Source organism: Micromonospora sp. NBC_00330, assembly GCF_036136635.1.
Lineage (GTDB): Bacteria > Actinomycetota > Actinomycetes > Mycobacteriales > Micromonosporaceae > Micromonospora > Micromonospora salmantinae.
The window spans coordinates 2,195,998-2,219,941 of sequence record NZ_CP108012.1 but is presented as its reverse complement, the minus strand read 5'-3'; the positions used below and the strand labels follow the sequence as shown (position 1 = coordinate 2,219,941).

The window sequence follows — 23,944 nt, the reverse complement described above, 5'->3', positions numbered from 1 at the left end:
CGATCCGAGCCCGCCGACACCCCCGGATCCGCACGCCGTCGAACCGACCCCCGTTCGGCGCTCCCCCACCGCCGGCCGACACCCCCCGGGCCGGCCGACGGTGGCAGACGGTCGGCACCCCCCCGGGCCGACCGGCTGTCCCCTGCGTGACCGACCCGAGCTCGGGTCGGTCACGCGGGGTGGAACTGGTGGGACGCGCCCCCGCGCTCCGCCGCCCCCCACGGGGCGGAGCGCGGAGGCCCCCCGTCCCGGCTACTGCAGGAACGCCCCGAGGGGCGAGAGCAGCAACCGGCCGAGCGCCGCGGCGTTGTCGTCCAACCGTGTGCGCTCACACTCGCGGGCGTCCGGATCGTGCCGGCACCGCCAGATCTTCTGTGCGTTACGCCAGGCGACATCGCGGGTGTACTCGACCAGTTCCCCCTGGTACCAGTCGTCGATGTCGCCGTTGAGCATGTCGATGAGCAGCTGCCACCGCTCCAGGTAGCCCCGGCGCAGGCCGGGGATCTTGTCCGCGAAGATGTTGTTGATCTCGAGGTAGTCGTGGTGCTGGTCGCTGCCGTCGACCGGCTCCGACTCCAGGTGGTCGAACGTGGTCACCAGGGCGAACGGCAGGTCGAAGTTGATGTGGGCGTTCACCCCGGCCGCCGCCGACGGCAGCGGCCGGGCATCCGGCCCCTGCATCCGCTCGAAGAGGCACGCCCACGCCTTCGGGGTGCCGGGGCTGGAGTCGGTCCACAGCCGCATCGCGTCGAAGTACCGGGCGGCGAACTCGACGTCGAGCCGGGAGAGGAAGACCGGGTCGACGAAGCGGTCGTCGTACAGCCCGTCCAGCACGCTGCTGGTGATGGTCAGGTAGAGCTTGTTGAAGTCAGCGAGGGGGCAACTGGCTTCCAACGGTGGCAGCCGGACCAGCATGTCCTGGAGCTTGGTCAGGTGATCGACCACGGCCGGCACGTCCGCGGGATGATCGGCGAGCAGGTCGACGATGTCCCGGTGCACGGGCCCCCAGACCGGTTCGATCATTTCTCCTCCATTGTGGTCGGCGGCATCCCCCGTGCCGTCGTCGACGCGGCCCAGCCTCTCAGCCGACACCGGGCCAACGGATCAGTAAAACGACGTATCCCGGCGCGCACACGCGCCGGGATACGTACGTCGGGTCGGTCAGCCCCGTTGGTTGCGCAACTGGATCGCGCTGGCCTGCACACGGGTACGAACCTGGAGCTTGTCGAAGATATGCGACACGTGCACCCCGATGGTCCGCTCGCTGATGAACAGCCGCTGCCCGATCTCCCTGTTGGTCAGCCCCTCGGCGACCAGGGCGAGCACTTCCCGCTCCCGGGCGGTGAGCGCCGCCAACTCGTCGTCGGACGCCTCGACCGGGACGCTGCGCGCACCGGTGGTGCTGTCACGCTCGTCCAGCGACACCCGGGCCCGCCCGGCCAACTCGCGGATCTCCGAGGTCAACGGCACCGCGCCCAACCCCTGCGCCACCCGGTAGGCCTCCCGCAGGAGCTTGCCGGCGGTGGCCACCCGGCTGCGCCGAGCCAGCAGCGCCTCGGCCTGCCGCAGCCGCGAGTAGGCCGCCGGATAGGGGTGATTGCGTCGATCCCACTCGGCCGCCGACACGGCCCACAGCTCCGGATCGCTGCCGTCCAGGCGGCTCACCTCGGCGGCGCACAGAGCCAGGAAGCCCTCCACCACCGAGCGCACCGGCCGGGCGGCGCCGGCGCTCTTGCGAGCCACGCGCTCGGCCACGTCCCGCAGCCGGCGCACCGCCGTCGGGTCCACCTCCACGGTGCGGCTGGCGTGCGCCTCGGCCTCGGCGCGCAGGCCGTGCCAAACCAACGCGGAGAGGATCATCACGTCGTCGGAACGGCTCTCGGTGAGGCCGCGCTGCACCGCCTGCCGGGCCACGTCGTGCCGACCCTCCCACATGGCCAGCCCGGAGCGCAGGGTGAGCAGCGGAATGACGTGTCGCGCCCCGCCGCCGGCGAGCAGGGTCGCCACCGCGTCGAGGTCCCGACCGGCGGCCTCGATGTCGCCGTAGCCCACCGACAGCCGGCACCGGGCCAACAGCAGCTCCACGGCGTCCGCACCGGACGGTCGGTGCCGCAGCGCCGCCGCCACCACCTTCTCCGCCTCGGCCCACTGGCCCACCCGGAACAGCCCGTTGATGGCGATGGCCAGCAGCCGGGTGCCCCAGGTGCGGCCCAGCCCCAGCTCGGCCACCCGTTCGGCGCCCCGCCGGGCCACCACCACGCCCTCTTCGAGGACGTTCAACGGCCCGGTCAGCAGCTCCGCCAGGTGCAGGTACGCGCAGGCCACGTCCTCGGGCTGACCGGCGCGCTCGGCAGTGTCGAGAGCGTCGCGCATGACCGCCAGACCGGCGTCCGGGTCTTCCAGACAGGCGTCGCTGAAGCCCAACGCCGAACTGGCCAGCACCACCTCGGTGGCCGATCCGGCCACGTTCTCGGCCAACGCCAACGCCTCGCGGGCCCGCACACCGGCGTCGGCGTAGCGACCCAGGTGCAGCAGCAGCTCGGCCAGGCGGGCGGCGGCGCTGGCCCGGTCCCGAGGAGAGCAGTCCTCCGCCTTCAGCGCCCGCTGGTACTCCTCCTCGGCCAGCGCGGAGCGACCGGCGGCGGCCAGGTAGCGGGCGCGGCGGATGTGCAGCGCGCAGCTCGGCTCGCCACCCCGCAGCGAGGCCAACTCCTCCAGCAGGGCCAACGCGCGGGCGTGCTCCCCACAGTGGTGGGCCGCCTCGGCGGCGTTCTCGAGCAACTCGACCCGGTCCACAGTCAGCGGGCCCGGCTCGGCGGCCAACTGCAACGCCGCCGACCAGTGCCGGTGCGCCTCGGCGTAACCGTGCAGCCGCTCGGCCTCCTGGGCGGCGGCCACCGCCGCCGGCAGGGCGCGCGCCGGCTCGCCGGCCAGCCGCCAGTGGTGCGCCAGCCGGGCCTGGTGCAGCTCACCCGGCGCGGTGGTCAGCGCCTCGGCGTAGCGGCGGTGCAGCCCGGAACGCTCGGCCGGCAGCAGCTCGTGCGCCAGCACCTCGGCCACCAGGCGGTGCCGCAGCCGGTAGCCCTCGTCGGCACCGACCAACAGCCGGTGCGCCACCGCGGCCCGGGCCGCGGCGATCAGTTCGTCCTCCGGCATCCGCAGCACCTCGGCCAGCAGCCAGTGCTGCACCGGCTCGACACCGGCGGCCACCGCGTGCACCACGGCGTGCGCGTGCTGGGGCAGCGCGTCGACCCGGTCGAGGAAGATCTCCCGCAGCGTCTCGGACAGGCCGTCGCGGCCGTCGCGCAGATCCCGGGCCAGCTCCTCGATGACGAACGGGTTGCCGCCGCTGCGCTGCCAGACCTGCTCGGCGGCGTCCGTGGTCAGCGTCCGGCCGACCACAGCGGCGGCGAGCGTCTCGGTGTCGGCCCGGCCCAGCGGCGCCAGGTCGAGCACCCGCACCGTGCGGAGCCGCCGCAGCTCGGTGAGCACCCGGCGCAGCGGGTGCGCGCCCTGCAACGACTCGGCACGCACCGCCGCCAGCACCGACAACTGAAGATCACCCAGGCCGGCCAGCAGGTAGAGCAGGAGCTGCCGGGTGCTGCGGTCGACCCACTGGAGGTCGTCGAGGATCAGCACCAGCGGGCGACCCTCGGCGATCAGGTGCAGGCCACGGGAGACCCGCTCCAGCAACGCGCCAGCGCCGTCCGGGCCGGCGGTCTCGTCGGCGAACATCTGCAACAGCCCCCGCACCGCCGAGGAGGTGCGGGCGGGCGAGGCGGACACCTCGGTGTCGAACCGGCGCAGCGCCTGCAACAGCGGGTGCAGCGGGGACGCGTCGCCGATGTCCAGGCAGCTGCCGGTGAGCACCACGGCGCCCCGCTCCCGTAGGCGGTCGCCGATCTCGCCCAACAGCCGGGTCTTTCCCACACCGCTCTCGCCGGTCAGGAAGACCGCAGCGGTCTGCCCGTGCGCGGCGTCACCGAGCAACGCGGACCGAACCGTCTGCACCAGCTCGGCCCGGCCCACGAGCGGTGCGGTGTCCACATCGCTGGCCATGCCACGCAGCCTAATCACAGGGCCCCATACCGTTCTACGGCCGCCCACCGCATGCGGTACTCCTCGCGTCGACTTTGCGACTAAAGGTTGCAGGTGGCCGACATACGTCGTTCGGCAGATCCCCCGTCGGCCCACTAGTGCCAATCTCCGGAGGTGATCAGGCAACAGCGGGGAGAAAGGCCGGTGCGACACCCATGACCACCAGCATCATCGTCGACACGCAACGGACCGTGACCCCGCTCTGGCCGGTACCTCAGGAGAGGCGCGTCGTCACCGTCCTCTTCGCGGACATCGTCGGCTCCACGGCCCTGGTGGACCAGCTCGACCCCGAGGACGTCCGAGCGTTGCAGCGGGCCTACTTCGACACCGTGGCAGGTGTGCTGCACCGCTGGCACGGGGTGGTGGAGAAGTACATCGGCGACGCCGTGATGGCGCTCTTCGGCGCTCGGCACTCCGACGGCTTCGACGCGTACCGGGCGGTGCGCGCCGGGCTCGAGATCCAGGCCGCGCTGGACCGACGGCCCATGGTCGACGGCATCAGGCTGCGCGTCCGGGTCGGTGTCGCCACCGGCGAGGTCGTGGTCGACCTGGGCGACGTCGTCACCGGCGGGCACGGCGTGGCCAGCGGCGCGGTGATCACCACAGCGGCCCGCCTGCAGGAGTACGCCGCGCCCGGTGCCGTCGCGCTCTGCGCTGCCACCGCGCGCGCCACCGCCGGCCTGATCACCCAACGTCAGCTGACGCCGGTGCCGGTCGCCGGCCGGGTGCCGCCGGTGCCGGTCTGGCACGCCGTCGGTCCGGTACGCCCCGGCGCCGACCGGCACGACGGCCCGTTGATCGGTCGACGCCGCGAACTGGCCACCATCCGCGACCAGTTGGGCGCGGCCATCCGAAACCGGACACCACGGTGGATCTCACTGGTCGGCCCCACCGGCAGTGGCCGCAGCCGCCTGCTGCACGAGCTGACCCGTGGGCTGACCACGGTGGACGGATTGTCGGTCCGCTGGTGCGTGGCGACCTGTCAGCCGTACCCCGACCAGGTGTTGGCGCCGGTCGCGCACCTGCTCCGCGGTCTCGCCGGGATCCGGCACAGCGACGGCCCGGCGGCGGTCCACGATCGGCTCGTCGCCGCCCTGACGCCGCTGTTCCCGCCAACCCGGGTGGCCACCGCGGTCCCGGCGCTCCAGCGGATGCTGACCACCCCGGACGGCTCGGCCGCCGCCCTGGCCGGCGCGGCGATCTGCCGCGAGGTCCTGCTGCGGCTGGCCGCCCACCGGCCGCTGATCGTGGCCGTCGACGACCTGGACCGGGCCGCGCCCGCGGTGAGCCGCTTCCTGCACGCGCTGTTCGGCGCGGCGACGGAGCGCGGCCTGCCGCTGGCCCTGCTCACCGTGCACCAGCCGCAGTGGGCCGACACCCGGCCCGGTCCGGCCCGCCAGATGACGATCGGACCCTTGGCCACTGTGCAGTCCGGACGGCTGCTGCGTCACCTGCTCACCCGGGCCGGGCAGCCGGTGGCGCTGGTCGACCGGCTGCTGCCGCTGGTGGGAGGCCGCCCCGGGCACGCGGCGGCGTACGTCACGTCGCTGGTGGACGGTGCCGATCCGGCGACGCTCCCGCTGCCCGAGGCGGTACGCCGGGCCGTCGGCGCGGAACTGGACCACCTCGACGGTGAGCGGCGGGCGGTCCTGATGGCCGCCGGCACCCTCGGTGGTCTGATCTCCGGGGCGGCCGTGGACCGGGCACTCGGCTGGACACCCGGCCGGTCGGCATCCGCGCTCCGCAAGCTGGTCGCCGCCGGGCTGCTGCTCCCCCACCGCGTCGACGGGTACGCGTTCGCCGCTCCCGCGCTGCGCCAAGTCGCCGCCGAGCGGTTGCCCCGCGCCCTGCGGGCCGTGTTCCAACGCCGGGCTGCCAGCGTGGGGCACGTCGACACCGTGCACCGCGACGCCAACCTGCCCGCTGCTGCGGTCAACGGCTCGGCGGCGAGGATTGCGGAGATTGTGCGCCTCGACACCGTCGGCGCTCGGACCGGCCGCCTCGACGCCGTCTTCGCGACGCTGGCCTCGGCGGGGCCGGGCGGTGCCACCGGCCCGATCGCGTCGAAACGAGGCAGCCCCACCCCGACGATGGCCACCCGCCCCGCCGCGTCGGGTTCCGACAACAGCCGTACGGCGGGCCCACGCCGGCTCCGAGCCGTCGCCTCGGCGGGCGACGTACCGCCGACGCCGGCTACGGCGGCGTCCCGACCTCGGCGCGGTGCGGATGATGATCCGTTACGGGACATCGGACGGCCCGCCGCGCCGGTCCGCCGCACGCCGACGAGTTCGGCCGGACAGTGGACACTCGCGGACGCCGGCACCCCGCCGGGCGTGGTGCGCGCAGTGTCCCGCCCACCGTTGATCCGCCCACTGGATGGCCTACCCGCCTCCGCCTAACCCCACCCAGCCCAGCCCAGCCCAGCCCAGCCCTGCCCTGCCCTGTCGATCATGGAGTTGTGGTGGTTGACAAATGCCTTGGCAACCAACAAGTCAGGCACCACAACTCCATGATCGACGGTCCTGACCCGCGATCTTGCACTTGCTGTCCCGGCATAAGCGGCATCTCACTGATATCGACAGCCGAAACTGCAAGATCGGCGCGGCGGGGGTGGTGGGGGTGGGGGGTGGGGTGGTTAAGGCACGGACGCCGAGGCCAGTAGTGCCGCGGTGGGCAGCGTGAGCAGGCCGTCGGGGCCACGGTAGCGGACGGTCAGCTCGTCGTACGCGGCACGAATGCGGCTGATCACGGCCGCCGGCTGGGTCTCCATCACCAGACCTGGCTTGCTGATGCCGTTGGCGGGGCCGTCCCACCAGACCTGCGGATCGGTGCGGTGCGCCCAGGTGATCGTGTCGCAGCGCACGTCGGTGAGCCCGGCCCGGTCGAGCAGGCCCGCCAACCCGTCGGGGGTACGGGGGAAGTCCCGGTCGGCGTCCACCGTCGGGGCGGCGGCGCGACGGTCCACCCCGGCGGCGTCGAAGACCTCACCCCAGAGGCTCTGCGCCTCGGGCGGGGGGTGCGGCCACACGGTGACCGCGACCCGACCAGCGGACCGGACGACCCGTCGCAGCTCGGTGATCGCGGCCAGCGGATCGCCCACGTGATTGATCACGAAGTTCGCCACGGCCGCGCCGAACGACCGGGAGGCGAACGGGAGGTGCGGCAACGCCGCGAGGCAGACCTCGTCGACGGACCGAAGGCGGTCGCGCGCCAACTCGACCATGCTGGGCTCGGCGTCGACGGCGACGACTGTGGCGTGGCGAGCGCACGCCAGCCTGGCCACCGTGCCGGAGCCGGCGCCCGCGTCGAGCACCCGCATGCCCGCCCCCACGTGGGCGGCGTCCAACAACGCCGGTGCCGGGTACGCGCAGAGCGCGGCGAGACTGTTGTCGTACGCGCCCGCGCGCCCGGCCCAGCGCGACCGTTCGTATTCGTCGAAGGCCGTCGTGCTCATCGCCAGGCACCCTTCGAGGATCTTGACTGTGACGCCACGATATCGAACGAGGCGCATTCGGCGGTGCCCCGCGCGGTGGTCGGCCGCCGCCCGCGGCTGCCATGAGCTGGGTGTCCGGTGTCCCGTGGCAGCGGAGAAGCCGCTCACCAGCGCGACTAGGATTGGTCCGTCATGCTGCTACGGGTGCTCGGGCCGCTTGAGGTCGAGATCGACACAGGCGGGCCGGTCGACCTCGGCGGCCCCCGCCAACGCGCCGTGCTCGCGCTGCTGCTCTCAACCCGCGGCGAGGTCGTCTCCGTCGGGCAGATGATCGAGGATCTGTGGCGGGGTGACGCACCGCCCCGGGCGATCGCCTCCCTCCAGGCGTACGTCTCACATCTGCGCCGCGTTCTGGAACCGACCCGCGAGCGCCGAACGCCGGCCCGGGTCCTGGTCACCGCGCCACCGGGCTACGCGCTGCGGCTGCCCGCGGACGCCGTCGACGCCGGTCGGTTCGAGACGCTGCTGGCCGAGGCGCGTGCGGTCGGCCCCGTCGACCCGGGCCGGGCACGTCGGTTGCTGAGCGTCGGGCTCGATCTGTGGCGCGGTCGGGCGTACGCCGAATTCGCCGGTGAGCCGTGGGCGCAGCCGGAGGTGCTGCGGCTGGAGGAACTGCGGCTCGGCGCCCGGGAACTGCTGCTCGACGTGACGGTGCGCTGCGGCGACGCGGCCGAGGCGGTGCCGGAGGCGGAGCTGTTGACCCGGCAGGCGCCGCTGCGGGAGGAGAGCTGGCGGCTGCTGGCGCTGGCGTTGTGGCGTACCGGTCGGCAGGGCGACGCGCTCGCCGCGCTGCGCCGGGCCCGGTCGACCCTGGCCGACCAGCTCGGACTGGACCCGGGCCCGGCGCTGGTCGAGGTGGAGTCCGCCATCCTGGGCCAGCGACTCGACCTGCTGCCGCCGGTGGCGGCGACAGCGGTACGCGTCCAGCGGCAGGTGTCGGAGGAGGTCTTCGTCGGCCGGGAGGCAGAGCTGGAGGCGCTCCGGCAGGCGGCCGCCGAGGCGGTGGCGAGCGGTCCACGAGTCGCTCTGCTCGGCGGTGAGGCCGGGGCCGGCAAGACGAGCCTGCTCACCCGGTTTCGGGACGAGCTCACCGCCCACGGCTGGCTGGTCACCGTCGGCCGCTGCCCCGAGGTCGAGGGCGCCCCGCCGGCCTGGGCCTGGGTCGAGGCGCTGCGGCAACTCGCCGAGCAGGCACCCCCGGGCGACCTCGCACCGGCGCTCGCCCCGCTGCTCGGTGGGGGCGACGGCGAGCCCGGCGGCGACGTCACCGCCGGCCGGTTCCGGCTGCACCGCGCCGTCGGCGCCTGGTTGGACGCCGCCGCGGCCCGCCGACCGGTCACCGTGATCCTCGACGACCTGCACGCCGCCGACGCCGAGACGTTGCTGCTGTTGCAGAGCGTCACCGAGATGACCAACGGCACCGTCCTGTTCGTCGCGGCGCTGCGTCCCGCCGACAACACCGAGCGGCTCGCCGACACGATGGCCGTCCTGGCCCGCCGGTCACCCCACCGGATCCCGTTGGGCGGCCTGAGCGCGTCCGAGGTCGAACGGCTGCTCGGCGCGCTGGCCGGGAGCACCGTCGACCCGGACACTGTCGCCGCGTTGGCCGAGCGGACCGGCGGCAACCCGTTCTACGTCCGGGAGTCGGCGCGACTGCTCGCCGCCGAGGGCACGCTCGTGGCCACCTCGGACGTTCCCGAGGGCGTACGCGACGTGCTGCGCCGACGACTCTCCCGCCTCCCGGCGACGGCCGTCTCGGTGCTGCGTCTCGCCTCGGCCGTGGGGCGGGAGGCCGAGGTGCGAACGCTCGTCGACGCGGCCGGCACCGACGAGGGCACCGTCCTGCGGGCGCTGGAAACCGGGTTGGCCGCCGGGCTGCTCACCGAACCGGCGCCCGGGCGGGTGCGGTTCGTGCACGGCCTGGTCTGCGACACCATCTACACCGACCTGCCGCAGCTGCGCCGCACCCGCCTGCACGCGCGGATCGCCGCCGCCACCCGTCGGCTGCGGCCCGACGACTACCCCGCCCTGGCCCACCAGTACGCCCGCGCCGCGTCGGCCGACACCGCACCGCTCGCCGTCGACTACGCCATCCGGGCCGCCGAGCTGGCCGAGCGGCGGTACGCGTACGACGCCGCGATCGAGCTGCTCAGCAATGCTGTCGAGGCCGCCGCCACTGTCGCCGGGGACCGCGACGCGCTCCGGGTCGACCTGCTCGGGCGGCTGCTGCGCGCCCAGGCGCGGGCCGGCGCGGTGGCGGCCGCCCGGCAGACCCGCGCTCGGGCGATCGACGTCGCGGCGGCGTCCGGCCGCGACGACCTGCTGGTCGCGGCGTTCACCGCGTGGACCGTCCCCACCCCGTGGCTGACCCACGAGTACGGCGTGGTGGACCACCGGGTCGTCGAACTGCTCACCCGGCTGCTGCGCGCCGACGACCTGGACCCGGTCGCCCGCTGCCGGCTGCTGGAGGCGCTGGCCACGGAGTTGGACGGCGAGTCCGATTCGCGAGGCGTGGCGGCCGGACGGGAGGCGCTGGCCCTCTCGCAGCGGCTGGACGACCCCGAGCTGCGGGCCCTCGGCCTGGCCGCGCGGCTTCGCACCATGAGCTACGAGCGGGAGGCGCCGGAACGCCGGACCTTCGCCCTTGAGCTGCGTGACCTCGCCGACGAGCACGGGCTGGTGACCTACCGTTCGGTCGCCGAGCAGGCGCTGGGCCACTGCGCTGCCGCGCTCAACGAGCCGGACGAACTGCGCCTCAGCGTCGCCCGGCAGGGGTGGCTGGCCGAGACGTACCAGTTGAACGAGGCGCAGACGATCAACCTGTGCTCGCTGGGCGCCCTCGCGCACATCGCCGGCGACTTCGCCGCCGCGCGGCGGCACTACGACCAGGTCGCCGTGCAGATGCGGCGGCAGGGTTCGCTGCACGCCGGGGCCTTCCACTACTTCTCCACCGGCACGCTGCTGATCAGCCAGGGGCGGTTCGGTGAGCACCTGGAGGCGACGCGGCGAATACGGGGGTCGTTGGGCCCGATCGTGGACGACCTGCTGGCGCTGGCGCTGATCGGAAGCGGACGCCTGGACGAGGCACGGGCCATGCCGATCGGGCGGCACACCTACCGCCCGGACTACTTCGAGTCGGCGCTGCTCAGCGTTCGCGGGATGGTCGTCGTGGCGCTGGGTCGACCGGACCTGGCCCAACCCGTGATCGACGCGCTGCTCCCGGTACGCGACCAACTGGCCGGCTTCTCCACCACAGCGGCAGTGGTGCGGCCGGTCGCGCTGACGCTCGGTGAGCTGTTGCGGCTGGTGGGCCGCACCGAGGAGGCGACCCGGCACTTCACCCTCGCCGCGCGGGTCGCCCGCCGATGGGAGTCGCCGCACTGGCTGGCCGAGGCGACGGCGGCGATGGCCCGCTGACCGGCACGGTTGGCGGATTCCAAGCCGGTTCCAAGTGGCACCGAGCATGATCAACATATCTGTGCCAGTTGATCCCTCGGAAAGGTCACCGTGAACCAGAACCACCGCGAAGCCATGGCCGACGTACGCGACATGTACATGGCGCACTCGGCGCTCCGTCGCGAGTTCAGCCTGCTGCCGCAGCTCGTCCGCGACGTCACACCGGGCGACGCCACGCGCGCGGAGGTCGTCGGCGCCCACGCCGAGATGCTCTGCCACATCCTGCACCTGCACCACGAGGGCGAGGACCTGCTGCTCTGGCCCCGCCTGCTGGAGCGCGGCGGCGCGGAGGCCGCGGCGATCGTCCCCACCATGGAGGCGCAGCACCACGCCATCGAGGACGCCCACGCGACGGTCGTCGGCCTCCTCCCCCAGTGGCGCCGCACCGCACGCGACGGTGAGCAACTCGCGGACGCCCTGGAGCAGCTACGCGCCGCGCTGATCGAGCACATGGCCCTGGAGGAGAGTGAGATCCTGCCGCTGGCGCAACGGCACGTCACCGCCCGGGAGTGGATGCAGCTCGGCGAGCACGGCATGAGCAAGTCCCCGAAGAAGCAGCTCCCGCTGGCCTTCGGCCTGGCCATGTACGAGGGCGACCCGGAGGTGGTCAAGGCGGTGCTGGCGCACGCTCCGCTGCCGGCCCGGCTCCTCATGCCGATCATCGCGCCCCGATTGTTCGCCAGCCACGCCAAGCGGGTGCACGGCACCGCCACGCCCCCGCGCATCGGCGCCAGCGTCCGCTGAGCAAGGTCAGCGGCTCGCCCGACCCGGCTGAGTCGGGGGCCCGCGCGACGCGGCTGGGACGGGGGCCCGCGCGACGCGGCTGGGTCGGATTCGCGACCAAAGCCCGCCTCACCCTCAGCATGATCGACACGGCGACCCAGCCGGCCGGGACTCCTGCCGGCTGGGTCGCCGGGAGTACTAGCCCGCTTGGCTGCGTCCGGACACCGACGCCGGCGGCGCCAACCGCGCCACGGGCGGGAGCGGCGAGACATCCGGGGAGGCTTGGAACGCCGAGATGGCGAGCGCGGCGAAGCGCCGGGAGGCGCTGACCTGAGCAGTCGGCGAGGTCACGTGGATACCGCTGTTGGCCATCAGCACGAGGATGACGTCGTCCAGGACGAAGTCGGGGCGAAGGCGACCCGCTTCCTTCGCGCGGCGAGCCAGTTCGTCGATCGCTCTGAGCGCGTATTCGCGACGCGCCTCGAAATCAACTGCCCTGGGAAAGGTCGACATGAGAGCTGCGGTGAAGCCTCGGTCGCGTGCGTGCAGTTCGCACATTTTCTCGATCACGAAACAGAAACCGTGCCATGGATCCGAATCGGCAAGGCCCTCGTCGACAACGCCGCGACACGCGTACATCTGTTCTGCGAATGCCTCGGTGACCAGCATCTCCTTTGTCGGAAATCGGCGGTACAGGGTGGCGGGTGCGACCCCGGCGCGCCGGGCAACCTCCCGCATCGGCACGTCCAGGCCGTCGACGGCGAAGACCGCGCGGGCGGCCTCGAGGATGCGCTCGCGGTTGTCCAGGGCGTCGGAGCGAAGAGCGTGAGGCAAACGATCGGTCACGGCTCTCACTTTAGCGAGGCGGACAGCGGCGTGCGTTAGCGTCCGTGTGCATGAGGGCTTTGCAATTTTCGACATACGGTCCCGCGAGTGTCCTTGCGGTATCGGAGGCACCGGAACCCCACGCCGGACCCGGCCAGATACGGGTGGCGGTTCGGGCCTCGGGTGTCAATCCGGCCGACACCTACGTTCGCGCCGGTCGATTCCAGGAGTGGATTCCGCTCCGCCTGCCGCACGTGCCCGGTGTCGACGCTGCCGGCGTGGTGGATGAGATCGGGGACGGGGTGACCACGGTTCGGGTAGGCGATGAGGTTTTCGGGATCACCGACTACGCCCAGATGGGCGGGGCGAACGCCGAATACGCCGTCCTGGCCGCGTGGGCACGGAAGCCGGCCGCCCTGAGCTGGGAGCAGGCCGGCGGCGCGGCGGGCAACATCGAGACGGCGACCCGAGTGCTCGACCGGTTGGGCGTCAAGGACGGCACCACGCTGTTGATCGAGGGCGCGGCTGGCGGGGTCGGTACGACAGCGATCCAGCTCGCTGTCGCTCGCGGGGCGGCCGTCATCGGCACGGCCAGCGACCGCAACCACGAGTTCGTCGCCTCGCTCGGGGCGATCCCGACCACCTACGGCCCCGGGCTGGCCAATCGTGTCCACACTCTGTTGCCCGGCGGGGTGGATGTCGTACTCGACTGTGCCGGCTCTGGTTCTCTGCCAGACCTGGTCGGCCTGGTCCCGAGCCCGGACACTGTGGTGAGCATCGCCGACATCAACGCCTCGGCCTACGGCGTGCACCTGTCGCGCGGCTCTGGCCCCGGCGCGGACACACCGGCACTCGAAGGAATCGCCGCCGTCGTCGAACTCGCCGAGCAGGGTCGTTTCACAGTGCCGGTCGCGGCCGTGTTCTCGCTGGAAGAGGCGGCCGCCGCCCACGAGCTCAGTGAGTCCCGCCATGCGCAAGGCAAGATCGTGCTGAAGCCGTAGGGTGTCGCACCCAGCTCTGTCCACCTGACCCGAGCACGCGCGGCCGACCATCCGCCGTGGTGGGCGAGCGTCAGGCGAGCGCGGTCCGCGGAAGGGGTGCTCAGCGAGCGGCCAGGAAGGCCAGCACGCGCGGCCAGACCGCCGCGGTGGCGTCCGGGGAGTACTCGGCCAGGTCCGGGTCGGTGAACAGGTGACCCACGCCGGGATAGCGGAAGACCGTCAGATCGCCGCCGGTGTCGGTCATGCCCTGCTGCCACTCGTCGACCTCGTCCGGCGCGTCGTACGGGTCGGGGTCGGCGAGGTGCAACTGCACCGGCAACCCGGGTCGGACCGCGTCCGGGGCGCCACCGGTGCCGTGCAGCAGGAGCAGACCGGCGGCGGCGGGGCGTTCGGCCAGCAGCGCCCCGGCCACCCCGGCGCCCATGGAGAAGCCGGCGAGCACCGTCTCCGGTGGCAGGTCACGCAGCGCGGCGCGGGCCCGGTCCAGCACCACCTCCTGGCCGATCTTGTCGAGCAGCGCGAAGCCCTCCTCGACGGTGTCGGTGGCCGGGACGCCGTACAGGTCGGGGGTGCTGACCTGGTGCCCGGCAGCGCGCAACCGGTCGGCGGTGGCGCGCACGGCGGGTCGCAGCCCGTACACGGAGTGGAACAGCACGACGTGTCGCATCCGGTCATCCTGCCGCAGCCGACGGTGCATCCGGGGTGGCCACGCGGGGTGGGCGTCAGACCAGTGCCGCCAGCCGCGCTACGAGGTCGGTCGGTGGCGGCATCTCGGCGATCTCGCGGCTGACCTGCGCGGCAGCGGTCCGCAGGCGCTCGTCGGTGAGCAGCTGGGTCAGTGCCCGCGCGGTGATGTCCCGGGGGCGCAGCGCCAGGCCGGCTCCCCGGCGAGCCACCAGTTCGGCGTTGTGCCGTCGGTCCCCCGGACCCGTGGTGGCAAGTTGGGGCCGGCCTGCGGCGAGGGCACCGAAGGCGCTGCCCGCACCACCGTGGTGCACCAGCGCCGCGCTCGCCGGCAACGCCTCGTCGAGCGGGATCCAGCCGACCACCCGCACGTTTCCGGGCACCGAGCGGGCCGACCGTTCGTCGGGGCGGACCAGCACGATCTCGGCGTCCACCTGGGCGGCGGCGGCCACCACGGCGGGCATCGGCCCCCGGTCTCCGGGGCCGGTGAGGGTGCTGCGGGTGACCAGGATCCGGGGGCGCTCACCCGGCTCGCGCAGCCAGGCCGGCAGTTCCCCACCGCCGACGTAGGACGTGTAGCGCATCGGCCAGCCGCCCTGCGTGGCAACGCTGGGTGGGGCCACAGCGAGGGCGGCGGCCGGCGCGGGCAGCTCGGTGAGGCCGTGGCGGCGCAGCGCGGCGCCGAGTCGGGCGACTGTGGCGCGGACCAGGTCCCGACCGTCGAAGAGGGCGTTCTCCTGGCGTACGGCCGGCACGTCTAGCCGCGCGGCGGCCACCGCACCGGCGACCGCGAACGGCTCGTACAGCACCAGATCCGGCCGCCACCGGGTGGCCAGCGCTACCACCGGGTCGGTGAGCTGGTCGTTGAGCGCGCCGAACAGCAGGCCGGCGCCCCGGGTGCCGGCGGTGCCGGCCATTTCCGCCCGCGCGATCAGCGGATGGCGGGGGAAGACCCGCAGCGCGATCCGGCCGAATTCGAAGCCCGGCGCGATGTCGTGCACCGGCAGACCCGCCTCGGCGGCGGCCAGAGCTCCGCCGCCGGTGGCCACCAGCACGTCGTGGCCGGCGTCGCGGAGGGCGACCGCGAGCGGCACCAGCGGGAAGACGTGCCCGACGAGCGGGGCGGAGACCACCAGCACGCGCATGGGCAGAATCCTATGTCGACGACGGCCACCCCCGGGGGCCCGGAACGTTGGGCAGCGGTCAGGCGGACGGTCGCTGGTCGACGATGCGGCGCATCTTGCCCATCGACCGTTCCACAGTGTCGGGGGCGAGGACGTCGACCGCCACGCTCACGCCGATGGTGTTCTTCACCAGTTGAACCAGCGCGTCGCCGGCCCGCTCGGCGGCGTCCACGCCGACGTCGGCTCGCCGCTCCACCCGCACCGTGAGGGTGTCCAGCCGGCCGTGCCGATCGAGGACGCACTGGAAGTGCGGCGAGAGCTGCGGGGTGCGCAGGATCAGCTCCTCGATCTGGGTGGGGAAGATGTTCACCCCACGCAGGATCATCATGTCGTCGGTACGGCCGGTGATCTTCTCGATCCGGCGCATCGGGCGGGCGGTGCCGGGCAGCAGCCGGGTCAGGTCGCGGGTGCGGTAGCGCACGACGGGCATCGCCTCCTTGGTCAGGGAGGTCAACACCAGCTCACCCCGTTCGCCGTCGGGCAGCACCGCCCCGGTGACCGGGTCGATGATCTCCGGGTAGAAGTGGTCCTCCCAGAGGTGCAGCCCGTCCTTGGTCTCGACGCACTCGGTCGCCACGCCGGGACCCATCACCTCGGAGAGCCCGTAGATGTCGACGGCGTGGATGTCCAGCTGCTGCTCGATCTCGCGACGCATGTCCTCGGTCCACGGCTCGGCGCCGAAGATGCCCACCCGCAGTGAGGTGGCCCGTGGGTCGATGCCCTGGCGGCGCATCTCGTCGACGATGGCCAGCAGGTAGCTGGGCGTGACCATGATGACCTCAGGCTCGAAGTCGCGGATCAGCATGACCTGACGCTCGGTCATGCCCCCGGAGACCGGGATGACAGTGCAGCCCAGTTCCTCGGCCCCGTAGTGCGCGCCCAGGCCGCCGGTGAAGAGCCCGTAGCCGTACGCGACGTGCACCCGGTCGCCGGGGCGGCCACCGGAGGCGCGGATCGAGCGGGCCATCAGCCGCGCCCAGGTGCGCAGGTCGTCGCGGGTGTAGCCGACCACCGTCGGCCGGCCGGTGGTGCCGGAGGAGGCGTGCAGGCGGGCCACCCGCTCCCGGGGTACGGCGAACATGCCGAACGGGTAGTTCTCCCGCAGCTCCGCCTTGCCCGTGAACGGAAAACGCGCCAGGTCGTCGAGATCCCGGCAGTCGTCGGGGTGCACGCCGGCCGCGTCGAACGCCCGGCGGTAGTGCGGCACGTTGTCGTACGCGTGCCGCAACGACCAGCGCAGTCGGTCGCGTTGCAGGGCACGCAGCTCGTCGATGCCGGCGCGCTCGATCGGCTCCAGCTCCTCCGGACGAGGGGTGCGGTCCTGCATCGGCTGCCTCCTTGGCGCGGCGGTCCCGGTGGGGCTGCGGGTACCGTACGCCCGCTGTCGCCCCCGGCCGACGGGCGGTCAGCGGGTGGCCGGCAGCCGGTGCAGGGCGTCGACCAGCGGCGCCAGCTCGGGGGTGGCCTCCGCCTGGGCGAGCGCGTCGGCGAGCACCCGGTCGTGGGTCGGTCGGGTCTGGGCGAGCAGCTCGGAGCCGGCCGGGGTCAGCTCGGTGTAGATGCCGCGCCGGTCGTCGGCGCAGAGGATGCGGGTGAGCAGCCCTCGCTGTTCGAGGCGGGTGACCAGCCGGGTGGTGGCACTGCCGGAGAGCGCGGCGGCGCGGGCGAGCTGGCTCATCCGCATGTGCCAGCCGTCCTGGCGGGAAAGCGCGTCGAGCACCGTGTATTCGACGACGGAGAGGTCGTGGCCGGCCTGTAGGGCCCGCTCCAGGGATGTCTCGATCAGCCCGTGCAGGGCGGCGAGGGTGCGCCAGCCCTGCGCGCGGATCTCGACCGCGTCGTCGGCGATGCCCATGCCGGCCTCCTCGGGGTGATCTGAACGGACCCCAGGTTACCACGCTTGCGCTGATATGAAGCGCGTGCAAGTATTTCGTTGCTGGCGCGTGTAGTTGCACGCGCCGCATATCTGCCCCCTCCCGATGGGAAGACCATGTCCGTACGCCCCAAGTCCCTGCCGCCCGGCCTGATCGCGCTGGCCATCGGCGCCTTCGGCATCGGGCTCACCGAGTTCGTGATCATGGGGTTGCTGCCCGAGGTGGCCGCCGACTTCGCTGTCACCGAGCCGGTGGCCGGCTGGTTGATCTCCGGCTACGCGCTCAGCGTGGCCGTCGGTGGCGTCGCCCTCACCGCGGCGGTCACCCGCCTGCCGCGCAAACCCGTGCTGCTCGGCCTGATGGTGCTCTTCATCATCGGCAACCTGCTCTCCGCCGTCTCCGGCGACTACGCCGTGATGATGGCCGGCCGGATCGTCGCCGCGCTCTGCCACGGCGCGTTCTTCGGCATCGGCGCCGTGGTCGCCGCCGGCCTGGTCGCACCGGCCCGACGGGCGGGCGCCATCGCCATGATGTTCGCCGGCCTGACCATCGCCAACGTGCTCGGCGTGCCGTTCGGCACCTTCCTCGGGCAGCACTTCGGCTGGCGGTCGACGTTCTGGGCGATCACCGCCATCGGGGTGGTCGCCCTGATCGGGCTGGCCCTGCTGATCCCGGCGGGCGAGACCGCCAACGCCGACCGTCCGGCCGGTGGGCTGCGCGGCGAGTTGCGCGCCTTCACCCACCCGCAGGTCTGGCTCTCCCTGGTGATCACCGTCCTGGGCTTCGGTGGGATGTTCGGCGCGTTCACCTACATCGCCTACACGCTGACCGAGGTCAGCGGCTTCGCCACCAGCACCGTGCCGTGGCTGCTCGTCCTCTTCGGCGTGGGGCTCTTCGCGGGCAACCTGCTCGGCGGCCGGGCGGCGGACAGGTCACTGTCGCGCACGCTGGTCACCGTCCTGGCGGTGCTCACAGTCGTGCTCGTCGGCTTCGCACTGACCGCCACGAACCCGGTGCTGACCATCGTCGCGCTGGTGCTGATGGGTGGGTTCGGCTTCGCCACGGTGCCGCCGCTGCAAATGCGCATCATGCGGTACGCCCACCAGGCGCCGACCCTGGCGTCCGGGGCGAACATCGCCGCGTTCAACCTGGGCAACGCGCTGGGCGCGTGGATCGGCGGGGTGACCATCGCCGCCGGACTCGGCTACACCTCGCCGATCTGGGCCGGCGCCGCACTCACCCTCATCGGCCTGGGCGTACTCCTCGGCGCGCTGCGGCTGGCCCGCCGCGACGAGCCGGCCCGCACCGACGCGAGCCTGGTGGACGCCCCGGTCTGATCTCACCGGAAGGAGGACGCCGGGCCGGGCGGAGGCCCGACCCGGCGTCGCTCTGATCATCGCCCTGCCATCTTCTCGCAATTGCAAAAGATGTGCAACAAGGTCTGGACAACGTGCTTCTGACGTAACTAGCCTGGTCGCCATGAGTCCTTACATCGTGGATCCCTGGGCCTGGCAGGAAAGCTGGGACCGCCAGCAGGAGGCCTACCTCCCGGACCGGGAGCACCGGTTCACCGCCATGCTCGACACCGTCGACGCGGTCCTCGACGGCCAGCCGCCGCGCGTGCTCGACCTGGCCGGCGGCACCGGCACCATCTCGCTGCGGACGCTGGCGCGCTTCCCCGCCGCCGAGACCACAGTGGTCGACCTCGACCCGGCGCTGCTCGCCATCGCCGGCGCCTCGCTGGCCGACCGGGCCACCATCATCACGGCCGACCTCGGCACCCCCGAGTGGCGCTCCACGCTGCCGCACCAGGAGTACGACGCCGTGCTCACCGCAACCGCCCTGCACTGGCTGCCGGCCGACCGGCTCGAGCAGCTCTACGCCGAGCTGCGTGACGTGCTGCGACCGGGCGGCGTCTTCGTCAACGCCGACCACATGCCCGACGACACCCTGCCGGAGCTGACCAAGCGGCTGATGGAACGCGCCCGGGACCGACGCAACGCCCGGTACGCCGCCGGCTCGATGCTGTCCTGGTCGGACTGGTGGGAGCGGGCCGGCGCCGACCCGGTGCTCGCCCCGCTGGTCGCCCAACGACACGAGATCTACCCGACCGGGCACAGCCCCGAGTGGAATCCGCCGGTCTCCTGGCACCTGGCCGCGCTCACCGCGGCGGGCTTCAGCGAGGTCGGCACGGTCTGGCGAGGCGGCCCGGACGCCGTTGTCGCGGCAGTTCGCTGACGCCACCGCGACACCACCGTCGCCGACAGTGCGCTGATCGCCGCTGTCCCCGGCACTACGCTGAGAAGCCGTGCCAGAGCCGTTCGAGCCGCGTACCGACCCCGACGTCGACCTGCGCGTCCCCGCCGACCGCCGCGAGCTGACCGCGCGCCCCGTGACGGTCCTCGCCGCGATCGCGGCCGGCGGGGTGCTCGGCGCGCTGGCCCGGGCCGGCCTGCAACACGCCGTTCCGCACCCGCCCACCGGCTTCGGTTGGGCCACGTTCACCATCAACACGTCCGGCTGCCTGCTGATCGGCGTGCTGATGGCGGTGCTCGGGCACCTCGACGGTGGGCCCCCGTTGGCTCGCCCGTTCCTCGGGGTCGGGGTGCTCGGCGGGTTCACCACATTCTCCACCTATGCCGTCGACGTTCAGCAGGCGATCGTCGTGGGCGCGCCGGGCACGGCGCTGGCGTACCTCGCCGCGACGGTGCTCGGGGCGCTCGTCGCGGTCGCCGTGGGCGACGCCGTCACCGCCGGGCTGCTGCGTCAGGTGACGCGATGACAGTGCTGCTCATCGCCCTGGGCGCGGCGGTCGGCGCGCCGCTGCGCTACCTCACCGACCGGGCCGTGCAGTCCCGGCACGGCTCGGCGTTCCCCTGGGGGACGCTGCTCGTCAACGTGGCCGGGTCGCTGCTGCTGGGCGTCCTGGTCGGGTGGCCGGCCGGCCCGGCGGTCAGCGCGTTGCTCGGCACCGGGTTCTGTGGCGCGCTGACCACCTACTCCACCTTCAGCTACGAGACGCTGCGGCTGAGCACTAGCGGTCATCGGCTCCTGGCGCTGGCCAACGTGCTCGGCAGCGTGGCCGCCGGGCTCGCCGCGGCCACCGCCGGCTACGCAGTGGCCCGCGCCCTGATCGGCTGACCGCACACCAGCCACACCGCCGACTCCATCCCCAGCAAACGCCTGACCAGGGCCGACTCACAACACACCGAGGGTATATACGCGAGGTATACCCTCGGTGTAGTCTCGCTGGCATGAGCGTGCCACTGACTCTTCTCGGACTCCTCGAACGCGAGCCCAGCCACGGTTACGACCTGAAGCGCGACTACGACGCCTTCTTCGGCCGGGGCAAGCCACTGCCGTTCGGCCAGGTCTACTCCACCCTCAGCCGACTGGCCCGCGACGGCAAGGTGGTGATCAGCGACGTCGCCCCCGGCTCCGGCCCCGACCGCAAGCGCTACATCATCACCGACGTCGGCGCGACCGAGGTCGAGCAGTGGCTGACCCAACCGGTCGACCCGGAACCGCACCTGCAGACGGTGCTCTTCGCCAAGGTCGTGCTCGCGCTGATGCTGGACCGGCCGGCCGCCGAATACCTCGACACCCAGCGCAGCGCGCACCTGCACCGGATGCGTGAGCTGACCGAGATCAAGCGCGCCGGCAGCCTGGTCGACGCGCTGCTCGCCGACCACGGGCTCTACCACCTGGAGGCGGACCTCCGATGGATCGAGATGACCGGCGCCCGACTGGACGCCCTACGGAAAGAGGTGCGGCCGTGAGCGTCGTGATCGAAGCGCGCGACGTCGAGTTCTCCTTCGGCCAGACCCCCGCCCTGCGCGGTGCCAGCGTCGCCGTGGAGGCGGGCGAGATCCTCGCCGTCATGGGCCCCAGCGGCTCGGGCAAGTCCACCCTGTTGCACTGCCTGGCCGGCATCCTGGTGCCCGACTCCGGCGAGATCCTCTTCGACGGGGCCCGGGTGCACGCCATGGCCGAGACCGAGCGCAGCAGCCTGCGCCGGGACCGGTTCGGTTTCGTGTTCCAGTTCGGTCAACTCGTCCCCGAGCTGACCGCCGTGGAGAACGTCGCGCTGCCGCTGCTGCTCAGCGGCGTACACCGCAAGCAGGCGCTGCCCAGGGCGCGAGCCTGGTTCGCGCGCCTCGGGCTGGACGGCCTGGAGCAGCGGCGCTCTGGTGAGCTCTCCGGCGGGCAGGCGCAACGGGTCGCCCTGGCTCGCGGCCTGGTCGCCGAGCCGCAGGTGCTCTTCGCCGACGAGCCGACCGGCGCGCTCGACTCGCTCACCGGCGAGCAGGTGATGGACCTGCTGGTCGGCGCCGCCCGCGAGCAGGGCACCACCGTCATCCTGGTCACCCACGAGCCGAGGATCGCGGCGTACGCCGACCGCGAGGTCATGGTCCGTGACGGGCGCGTGAACGCGCCGGACCGGATCGCCTCGTGATCCGCTTCGGGCTCCGCCTCGCCGTGGCCGGCGGCCGCGAGGCGCTCACCCGTCTGATCGTCATCGCCGCCGCCGTCGCGGTCGGCAGCGGGCTGCTGCTGACCACCCTCGCCGGGGTCAACGCGGTCAACGCCCAGCTCACCCGGTACGCGTCGATGTATCCCAACGTCTCGGCCGGCGACGCCGACCCGCTGTGGTGGTCGACCCGGCAGGACTACTTCCGCGGTAAGCAGATCATTCGGATCGATGTCGCCGCGACCGGCTCGACAGCGCCCACCCCGGTCGGCGTCCCCATCACCCCGGGTCCCGGCGAGTACTACGCCTCGCCCGCGTTTCGCGAACTGCTGGCCGCCCACCCGGCCGACCAACTGGGCGAGCGCTACCCCGGGCGTGACCTCGGCACCGTTGGCCCGGCCGCGCTGACCTCGCCGGACACCCTGCTCGTCCTCGCCGGCGGCTCTCCCGAAGAGGTCGCCAAGCTACCCGCTGCGAAGCAGGTCACCAGCGTCGGCGACACCCCCGCCCTTCCCGAGACCACTGTGAACCTGATCCTGGGTGTGATAGCCGGTGGGTTGCTCTTCCCGGTGCTGATCTTCATCGGCACCGCCACCCGGCTCAGCGCCGCCCGCCGGGAGCAACGCTTCGCCGCGATGCGCCTGGTCGGCGCGACCCCCCGGCAGATCTCGATGGTCGCCGCGGTGGAGGCGGTCGCCGCCGCCGTCGCCGGCACCGCCGTCGGCTTCGGCCTGTTCTACGCCTTCCGCGACCCGCTCGCGAGCATCCCGTTCACCGGCATGCCGTTCTTCCCCAGCGACATGTCGCTGGGCGTGCTGAACGTCCTGCTGGTGGCGCTCGGCGTCCCGGTCGGCGCGGCGGTGGCTGCCCAGGTCTCGCTGCGCCGGGTACGAATCTCGCCGCTGGGCGTCACCCGGCGGGTCACACCCCGGGCACCGCGGGCGTACCGGCTGATCCCGGCCCTGCTCGGTGTCGCCGTGCTGTTCTTCGCCATCGGCTTCAAACCGGAAACGTCCGACGGCCAGACTGCGGTGTTCCTGCCCGGGCTGCTGCTCATCATGGCCGGCCTGGTCTTCGCCGGACCGTGGTTGACGATGGTCGGCGCCCGGGTGATGGCCCGGTACGCCAACCGCCCGGCCACGCTCATCGCCGCGCGACGCCTCGCTGACAACCCGAAGGCCGGCTTCCGGGCGATCAGCGGCATCATGCTCGCGCTCTTCGTCACGAGCGTGGCCGTCGGCGTGATCACCACGATCGTCGTCAACCGCGGCCCGGCACCGGTCGGCTCGACCGACGCCGGCACGGTGAACACCGTCTTCGACGAGAAGGTGCCCTCGGTGCCCGACACGCTCTTCGCCGAGCTGCGCGCGATCTCCGGGGTGCGGTCCGCGACCGCCATCCGCGAGAACCCGGTGGTGACCGACTCCGGGGAGTTTGGGGTGATCGCGTGCACCGACCTGCCGAGCGCGTACGGCCGGTGCGCCGACGGCGCGAGCGTCATCGAGGTGCCGATGGGCCTCAGCCGCTGGCGGGAATCGGCGTCGTCCGCGACGGTCTGGCCCGCCGCGTCGCTCACCCTCGACGAACTCCAGCGGCTACCCGTGGTGTCGATGGTCGTCGGCACCGACGGCTCCGCCGCCGCCGTCGAGCGCACCCGTACCGTGCTGGAGGTCGCCTTCCCGACCTTCTGGGTCGGGCCGAACGTGCCCGGTGACTTCGAATCGGACTTCGCCGACACGCTGCGCGGCTGGGAGCAACTGGCCAACGTCATCATCATCGCCAGTCTCGCGCTCGGTGGGTGCAGCCTCGCGGTCAGCGTCATCGGCGGTCTCACCGAACGCCGACGGCCGTTCAGCCTGCTGCGCCTCAGCGGCGCTCCGGTGCGGGTCCTGCGTCGGGTGGTGGCGTTGGAGAGCGCCGTGCCGATGCTCGCCGTCGCCGCCGTCGCCATCGGCATGGGCCTCCTCGCCGCCCACCTGTTCCTCCGGGCGCAGATGGGCTACACCCTCGTCGCGCCGCAACCGGGCTTCTATGTGATCGTCGTGGCCGGGTTGGCAGCCTGCCTCGGCGTCATCGCCTCCACCCTGCCGCTGCTGGAACGCATCACCGGGCCGGAGACCGCCCGCAGCGAGTAG

At 72.9% G+C, this 23,944-nt stretch carries 19 protein-coding genes; 11 read left to right on the top strand and 8 right to left on the bottom strand.

Annotation, left to right across the window (positions count from 1 at the left end):
- Positions 1-252: 252 nt before the first annotated feature.
- Together OG598_RS09710 and OG598_RS09705 are read right to left on the bottom strand one after the other, a co-directional pair.
- Complete coding sequence (locus OG598_RS09710; protein WP_328654105.1) at positions 253-1,023, bottom strand: DUF5995 family protein; 771 nt, start codon at positions 1,021-1,023, stop codon at positions 253-255.
- 138 nt (positions 1,024-1,161) lie between these two features.
- The gene (locus tag OG598_RS09705) at positions 1,162-4,059 is read right to left on the bottom strand and encodes a helix-turn-helix transcriptional regulator (protein WP_328654104.1); all 2,898 of its coding nucleotides are present in this window, start codon (positions 4,057-4,059) and stop codon (positions 1,162-1,164) included.
- 194 nt (positions 4,060-4,253) lie between these two features.
- On the opposite strand from OG598_RS09705, the gene OG598_RS09700 reads away from it, so the two are divergent.
- Positions 4,254-6,497 (top strand): AAA family ATPase, encoded by a 2,244-nt coding sequence (locus OG598_RS09700; protein WP_328654103.1) that lies wholly within the window; start codon positions 4,254-4,256, stop codon positions 6,495-6,497.
- Between the two features lie 236 nt (positions 6,498-6,733).
- Here the strand turns inward: OG598_RS09700 and OG598_RS09695 are convergent, their stop codons facing one another.
- Entirely contained in the window at positions 6,734-7,552 is an 819-nt protein-coding gene (locus OG598_RS09695) for a class I SAM-dependent methyltransferase (protein ID WP_328654102.1), read from the bottom strand.
- Between the two features lie 171 nt (positions 7,553-7,723).
- On the opposite strand from OG598_RS09695, the gene OG598_RS09690 reads away from it, so the two are divergent.
- Both OG598_RS09690 and OG598_RS09685 read left to right on the top strand, forming a co-directional pair.
- A complete protein-coding gene (locus OG598_RS09690) occupies positions 7,724-11,008 on the top strand; it encodes a BTAD domain-containing putative transcriptional regulator (protein WP_328654101.1) in 3,285 nt (1,094 codons plus the stop codon).
- A 90-nt stretch (positions 11,009-11,098) separates the two neighbouring features.
- Complete coding sequence (locus OG598_RS09685) at positions 11,099-11,791, top strand: hemerythrin domain-containing protein (RefSeq protein WP_328654100.1); 693 nt, start codon at positions 11,099-11,101, stop codon at positions 11,789-11,791.
- 177 nt (positions 11,792-11,968) lie between these two features.
- On the opposite strand, the gene OG598_RS09680 is transcribed toward OG598_RS09685, so the two are convergent.
- Positions 11,969-12,616, bottom strand: a complete 648-nt coding sequence (locus OG598_RS09680) for a TetR/AcrR family transcriptional regulator (protein ID WP_328654099.1) — start codon at positions 12,614-12,616, stop codon at positions 11,969-11,971.
- A gap of 50 nt (positions 12,617-12,666) precedes the next feature.
- Between OG598_RS09680 and OG598_RS09675 the strand changes: the two genes are divergently transcribed.
- Positions 12,667-13,596: an NADP-dependent oxidoreductase gene (locus OG598_RS09675; RefSeq protein ID WP_328654098.1), complete on the top strand. Its 930-nt coding sequence runs from the start codon at positions 12,667-12,669 to the stop codon at positions 13,594-13,596.
- 100 nt (positions 13,597-13,696) lie between these two features.
- Here OG598_RS09675 and OG598_RS09670 read toward each other — a convergent pair whose 3' ends face one another.
- The 4 genes from OG598_RS09670 to OG598_RS09655 form a co-directional block, all read right to left on the bottom strand.
- Complete coding sequence (locus OG598_RS09670) at positions 13,697-14,263, bottom strand: dienelactone hydrolase family protein (protein WP_328654097.1); 567 nt, start codon at positions 14,261-14,263, stop codon at positions 13,697-13,699.
- A 55-nt stretch (positions 14,264-14,318) separates the two neighbouring features.
- Positions 14,319-15,425 (bottom strand): nucleotide disphospho-sugar-binding domain-containing protein, encoded by a 1,107-nt coding sequence (locus OG598_RS09665; protein WP_328654096.1) that lies wholly within the window; start codon positions 15,423-15,425, stop codon positions 14,319-14,321.
- Positions 15,426-15,483: 58 nt separating this feature from the next.
- Entirely contained in the window at positions 15,484-16,791 is a 1,308-nt protein-coding gene (paaK, locus tag OG598_RS09660; RefSeq protein WP_328654095.1) for a phenylacetate--CoA ligase PaaK, read from the bottom strand.
- 78 nt (positions 16,792-16,869) lie between these two features.
- Entirely contained in the window at positions 16,870-17,319 is a 450-nt protein-coding gene (locus tag OG598_RS09655) for a MarR family winged helix-turn-helix transcriptional regulator (protein ID WP_266302423.1), read from the bottom strand.
- 135 nt (positions 17,320-17,454) lie between these two features.
- Here OG598_RS09655 and OG598_RS09650 point away from each other — a divergent pair, with 135 nt between their 5' ends.
- The 7 genes from OG598_RS09650 to OG598_RS09620 all read left to right on the top strand — a co-directional run bounded on the left by OG598_RS09650 (position 17,455) and on the right by OG598_RS09620 (position 23,944).
- On the top strand, positions 17,455-18,675 hold the full coding sequence (locus OG598_RS09650; protein WP_328654094.1) for an MFS transporter: 1,221 nt from the start codon (positions 17,455-17,457) through the stop codon (positions 18,673-18,675).
- Between the two features lie 142 nt (positions 18,676-18,817).
- Positions 18,818-19,576, top strand: a complete 759-nt coding sequence (locus OG598_RS09645) for a class I SAM-dependent methyltransferase (protein WP_328654093.1) — start codon at positions 18,818-18,820, stop codon at positions 19,574-19,576.
- 70 nt (positions 19,577-19,646) lie between these two features.
- Positions 19,647-20,120: a fluoride efflux transporter FluC gene (locus tag OG598_RS09640; protein WP_328654092.1), complete on the top strand. Its 474-nt coding sequence runs from the start codon at positions 19,647-19,649 to the stop codon at positions 20,118-20,120.
- Complete coding sequence (gene crcB, locus OG598_RS09635; RefSeq protein WP_328654091.1) at positions 20,117-20,479, top strand: fluoride efflux transporter CrcB; 363 nt, start codon at positions 20,117-20,119, stop codon at positions 20,477-20,479. Before OG598_RS09640 ends, crcB begins: the two co-directional genes overlap by 4 nt.
- Before the next feature lie 113 nt (positions 20,480-20,592).
- Positions 20,593-21,117: a PadR family transcriptional regulator gene (locus OG598_RS09630; protein WP_091398392.1), complete on the top strand. Its 525-nt coding sequence runs from the start codon at positions 20,593-20,595 to the stop codon at positions 21,115-21,117.
- On the top strand, positions 21,114-21,794 hold the full coding sequence (locus OG598_RS09625) for an ABC transporter ATP-binding protein (RefSeq protein ID WP_112672048.1): 681 nt from the start codon (positions 21,114-21,116) through the stop codon (positions 21,792-21,794). The genes OG598_RS09630 and OG598_RS09625 overlap by 4 nt, the downstream gene beginning before the upstream one ends.
- Entirely contained in the window at positions 21,791-23,944 is a 2,154-nt protein-coding gene (locus tag OG598_RS09620; RefSeq protein WP_328654090.1) for an ABC transporter permease, read from the top strand. Before OG598_RS09625 ends, OG598_RS09620 begins: the two co-directional genes overlap by 4 nt.

Coding starts and splice junctions, on each gene's coding strand:
- OG598_RS09710 (WP_328654105.1), bottom strand. CDS start 1,023: ATGATCGAACCGGTCTGGGGGCCCGTGCACCGGGACATCGTCGACCTG.
- OG598_RS09705 (WP_328654104.1), bottom strand. CDS start 4,059: ATGGCCAGCGATGTGGACACCGCACCGCTCGTGGGCCGGGCCGAGCTG.
- OG598_RS09700 (WP_328654103.1), top strand. CDS start 4,254: ATGACCACCAGCATCATCGTCGACACGCAACGGACCGTGACCCCGCTC.
- OG598_RS09695 (WP_328654102.1), bottom strand. CDS start 7,552: ATGAGCACGACGGCCTTCGACGAATACGAACGGTCGCGCTGGGCCGGG.
- OG598_RS09690 (WP_328654101.1), top strand. CDS start 7,724: ATGCTGCTACGGGTGCTCGGGCCGCTTGAGGTCGAGATCGACACAGGC.
- OG598_RS09675 (WP_328654098.1), top strand. CDS start 12,667: ATGAGGGCTTTGCAATTTTCGACATACGGTCCCGCGAGTGTCCTTGCG.
- OG598_RS09670 (WP_328654097.1), bottom strand. CDS start 14,263: ATGCGACACGTCGTGCTGTTCCACTCCGTGTACGGGCTGCGACCCGCC.
- OG598_RS09665 (WP_328654096.1), bottom strand. CDS start 15,425: ATGCGCGTGCTGGTGGTCTCCGCCCCGCTCGTCGGGCACGTCTTCCCG.
- paaK (WP_328654095.1), bottom strand. CDS start 16,791: ATGCAGGACCGCACCCCTCGTCCGGAGGAGCTGGAGCCGATCGAGCGC.
- OG598_RS09655 (WP_266302423.1), bottom strand. CDS start 17,319: ATGGGCATCGCCGACGACGCGGTCGAGATCCGCGCGCAGGGCTGGCGC.
- OG598_RS09650 (WP_328654094.1), top strand. CDS start 17,455: ATGTCCGTACGCCCCAAGTCCCTGCCGCCCGGCCTGATCGCGCTGGCC.
- OG598_RS09645 (WP_328654093.1), top strand. CDS start 18,818: ATGAGTCCTTACATCGTGGATCCCTGGGCCTGGCAGGAAAGCTGGGAC.
- crcB (WP_328654091.1), top strand. CDS start 20,117: ATGACAGTGCTGCTCATCGCCCTGGGCGCGGCGGTCGGCGCGCCGCTG.
- OG598_RS09630 (WP_091398392.1), top strand. CDS start 20,593: ATGAGCGTGCCACTGACTCTTCTCGGACTCCTCGAACGCGAGCCCAGC.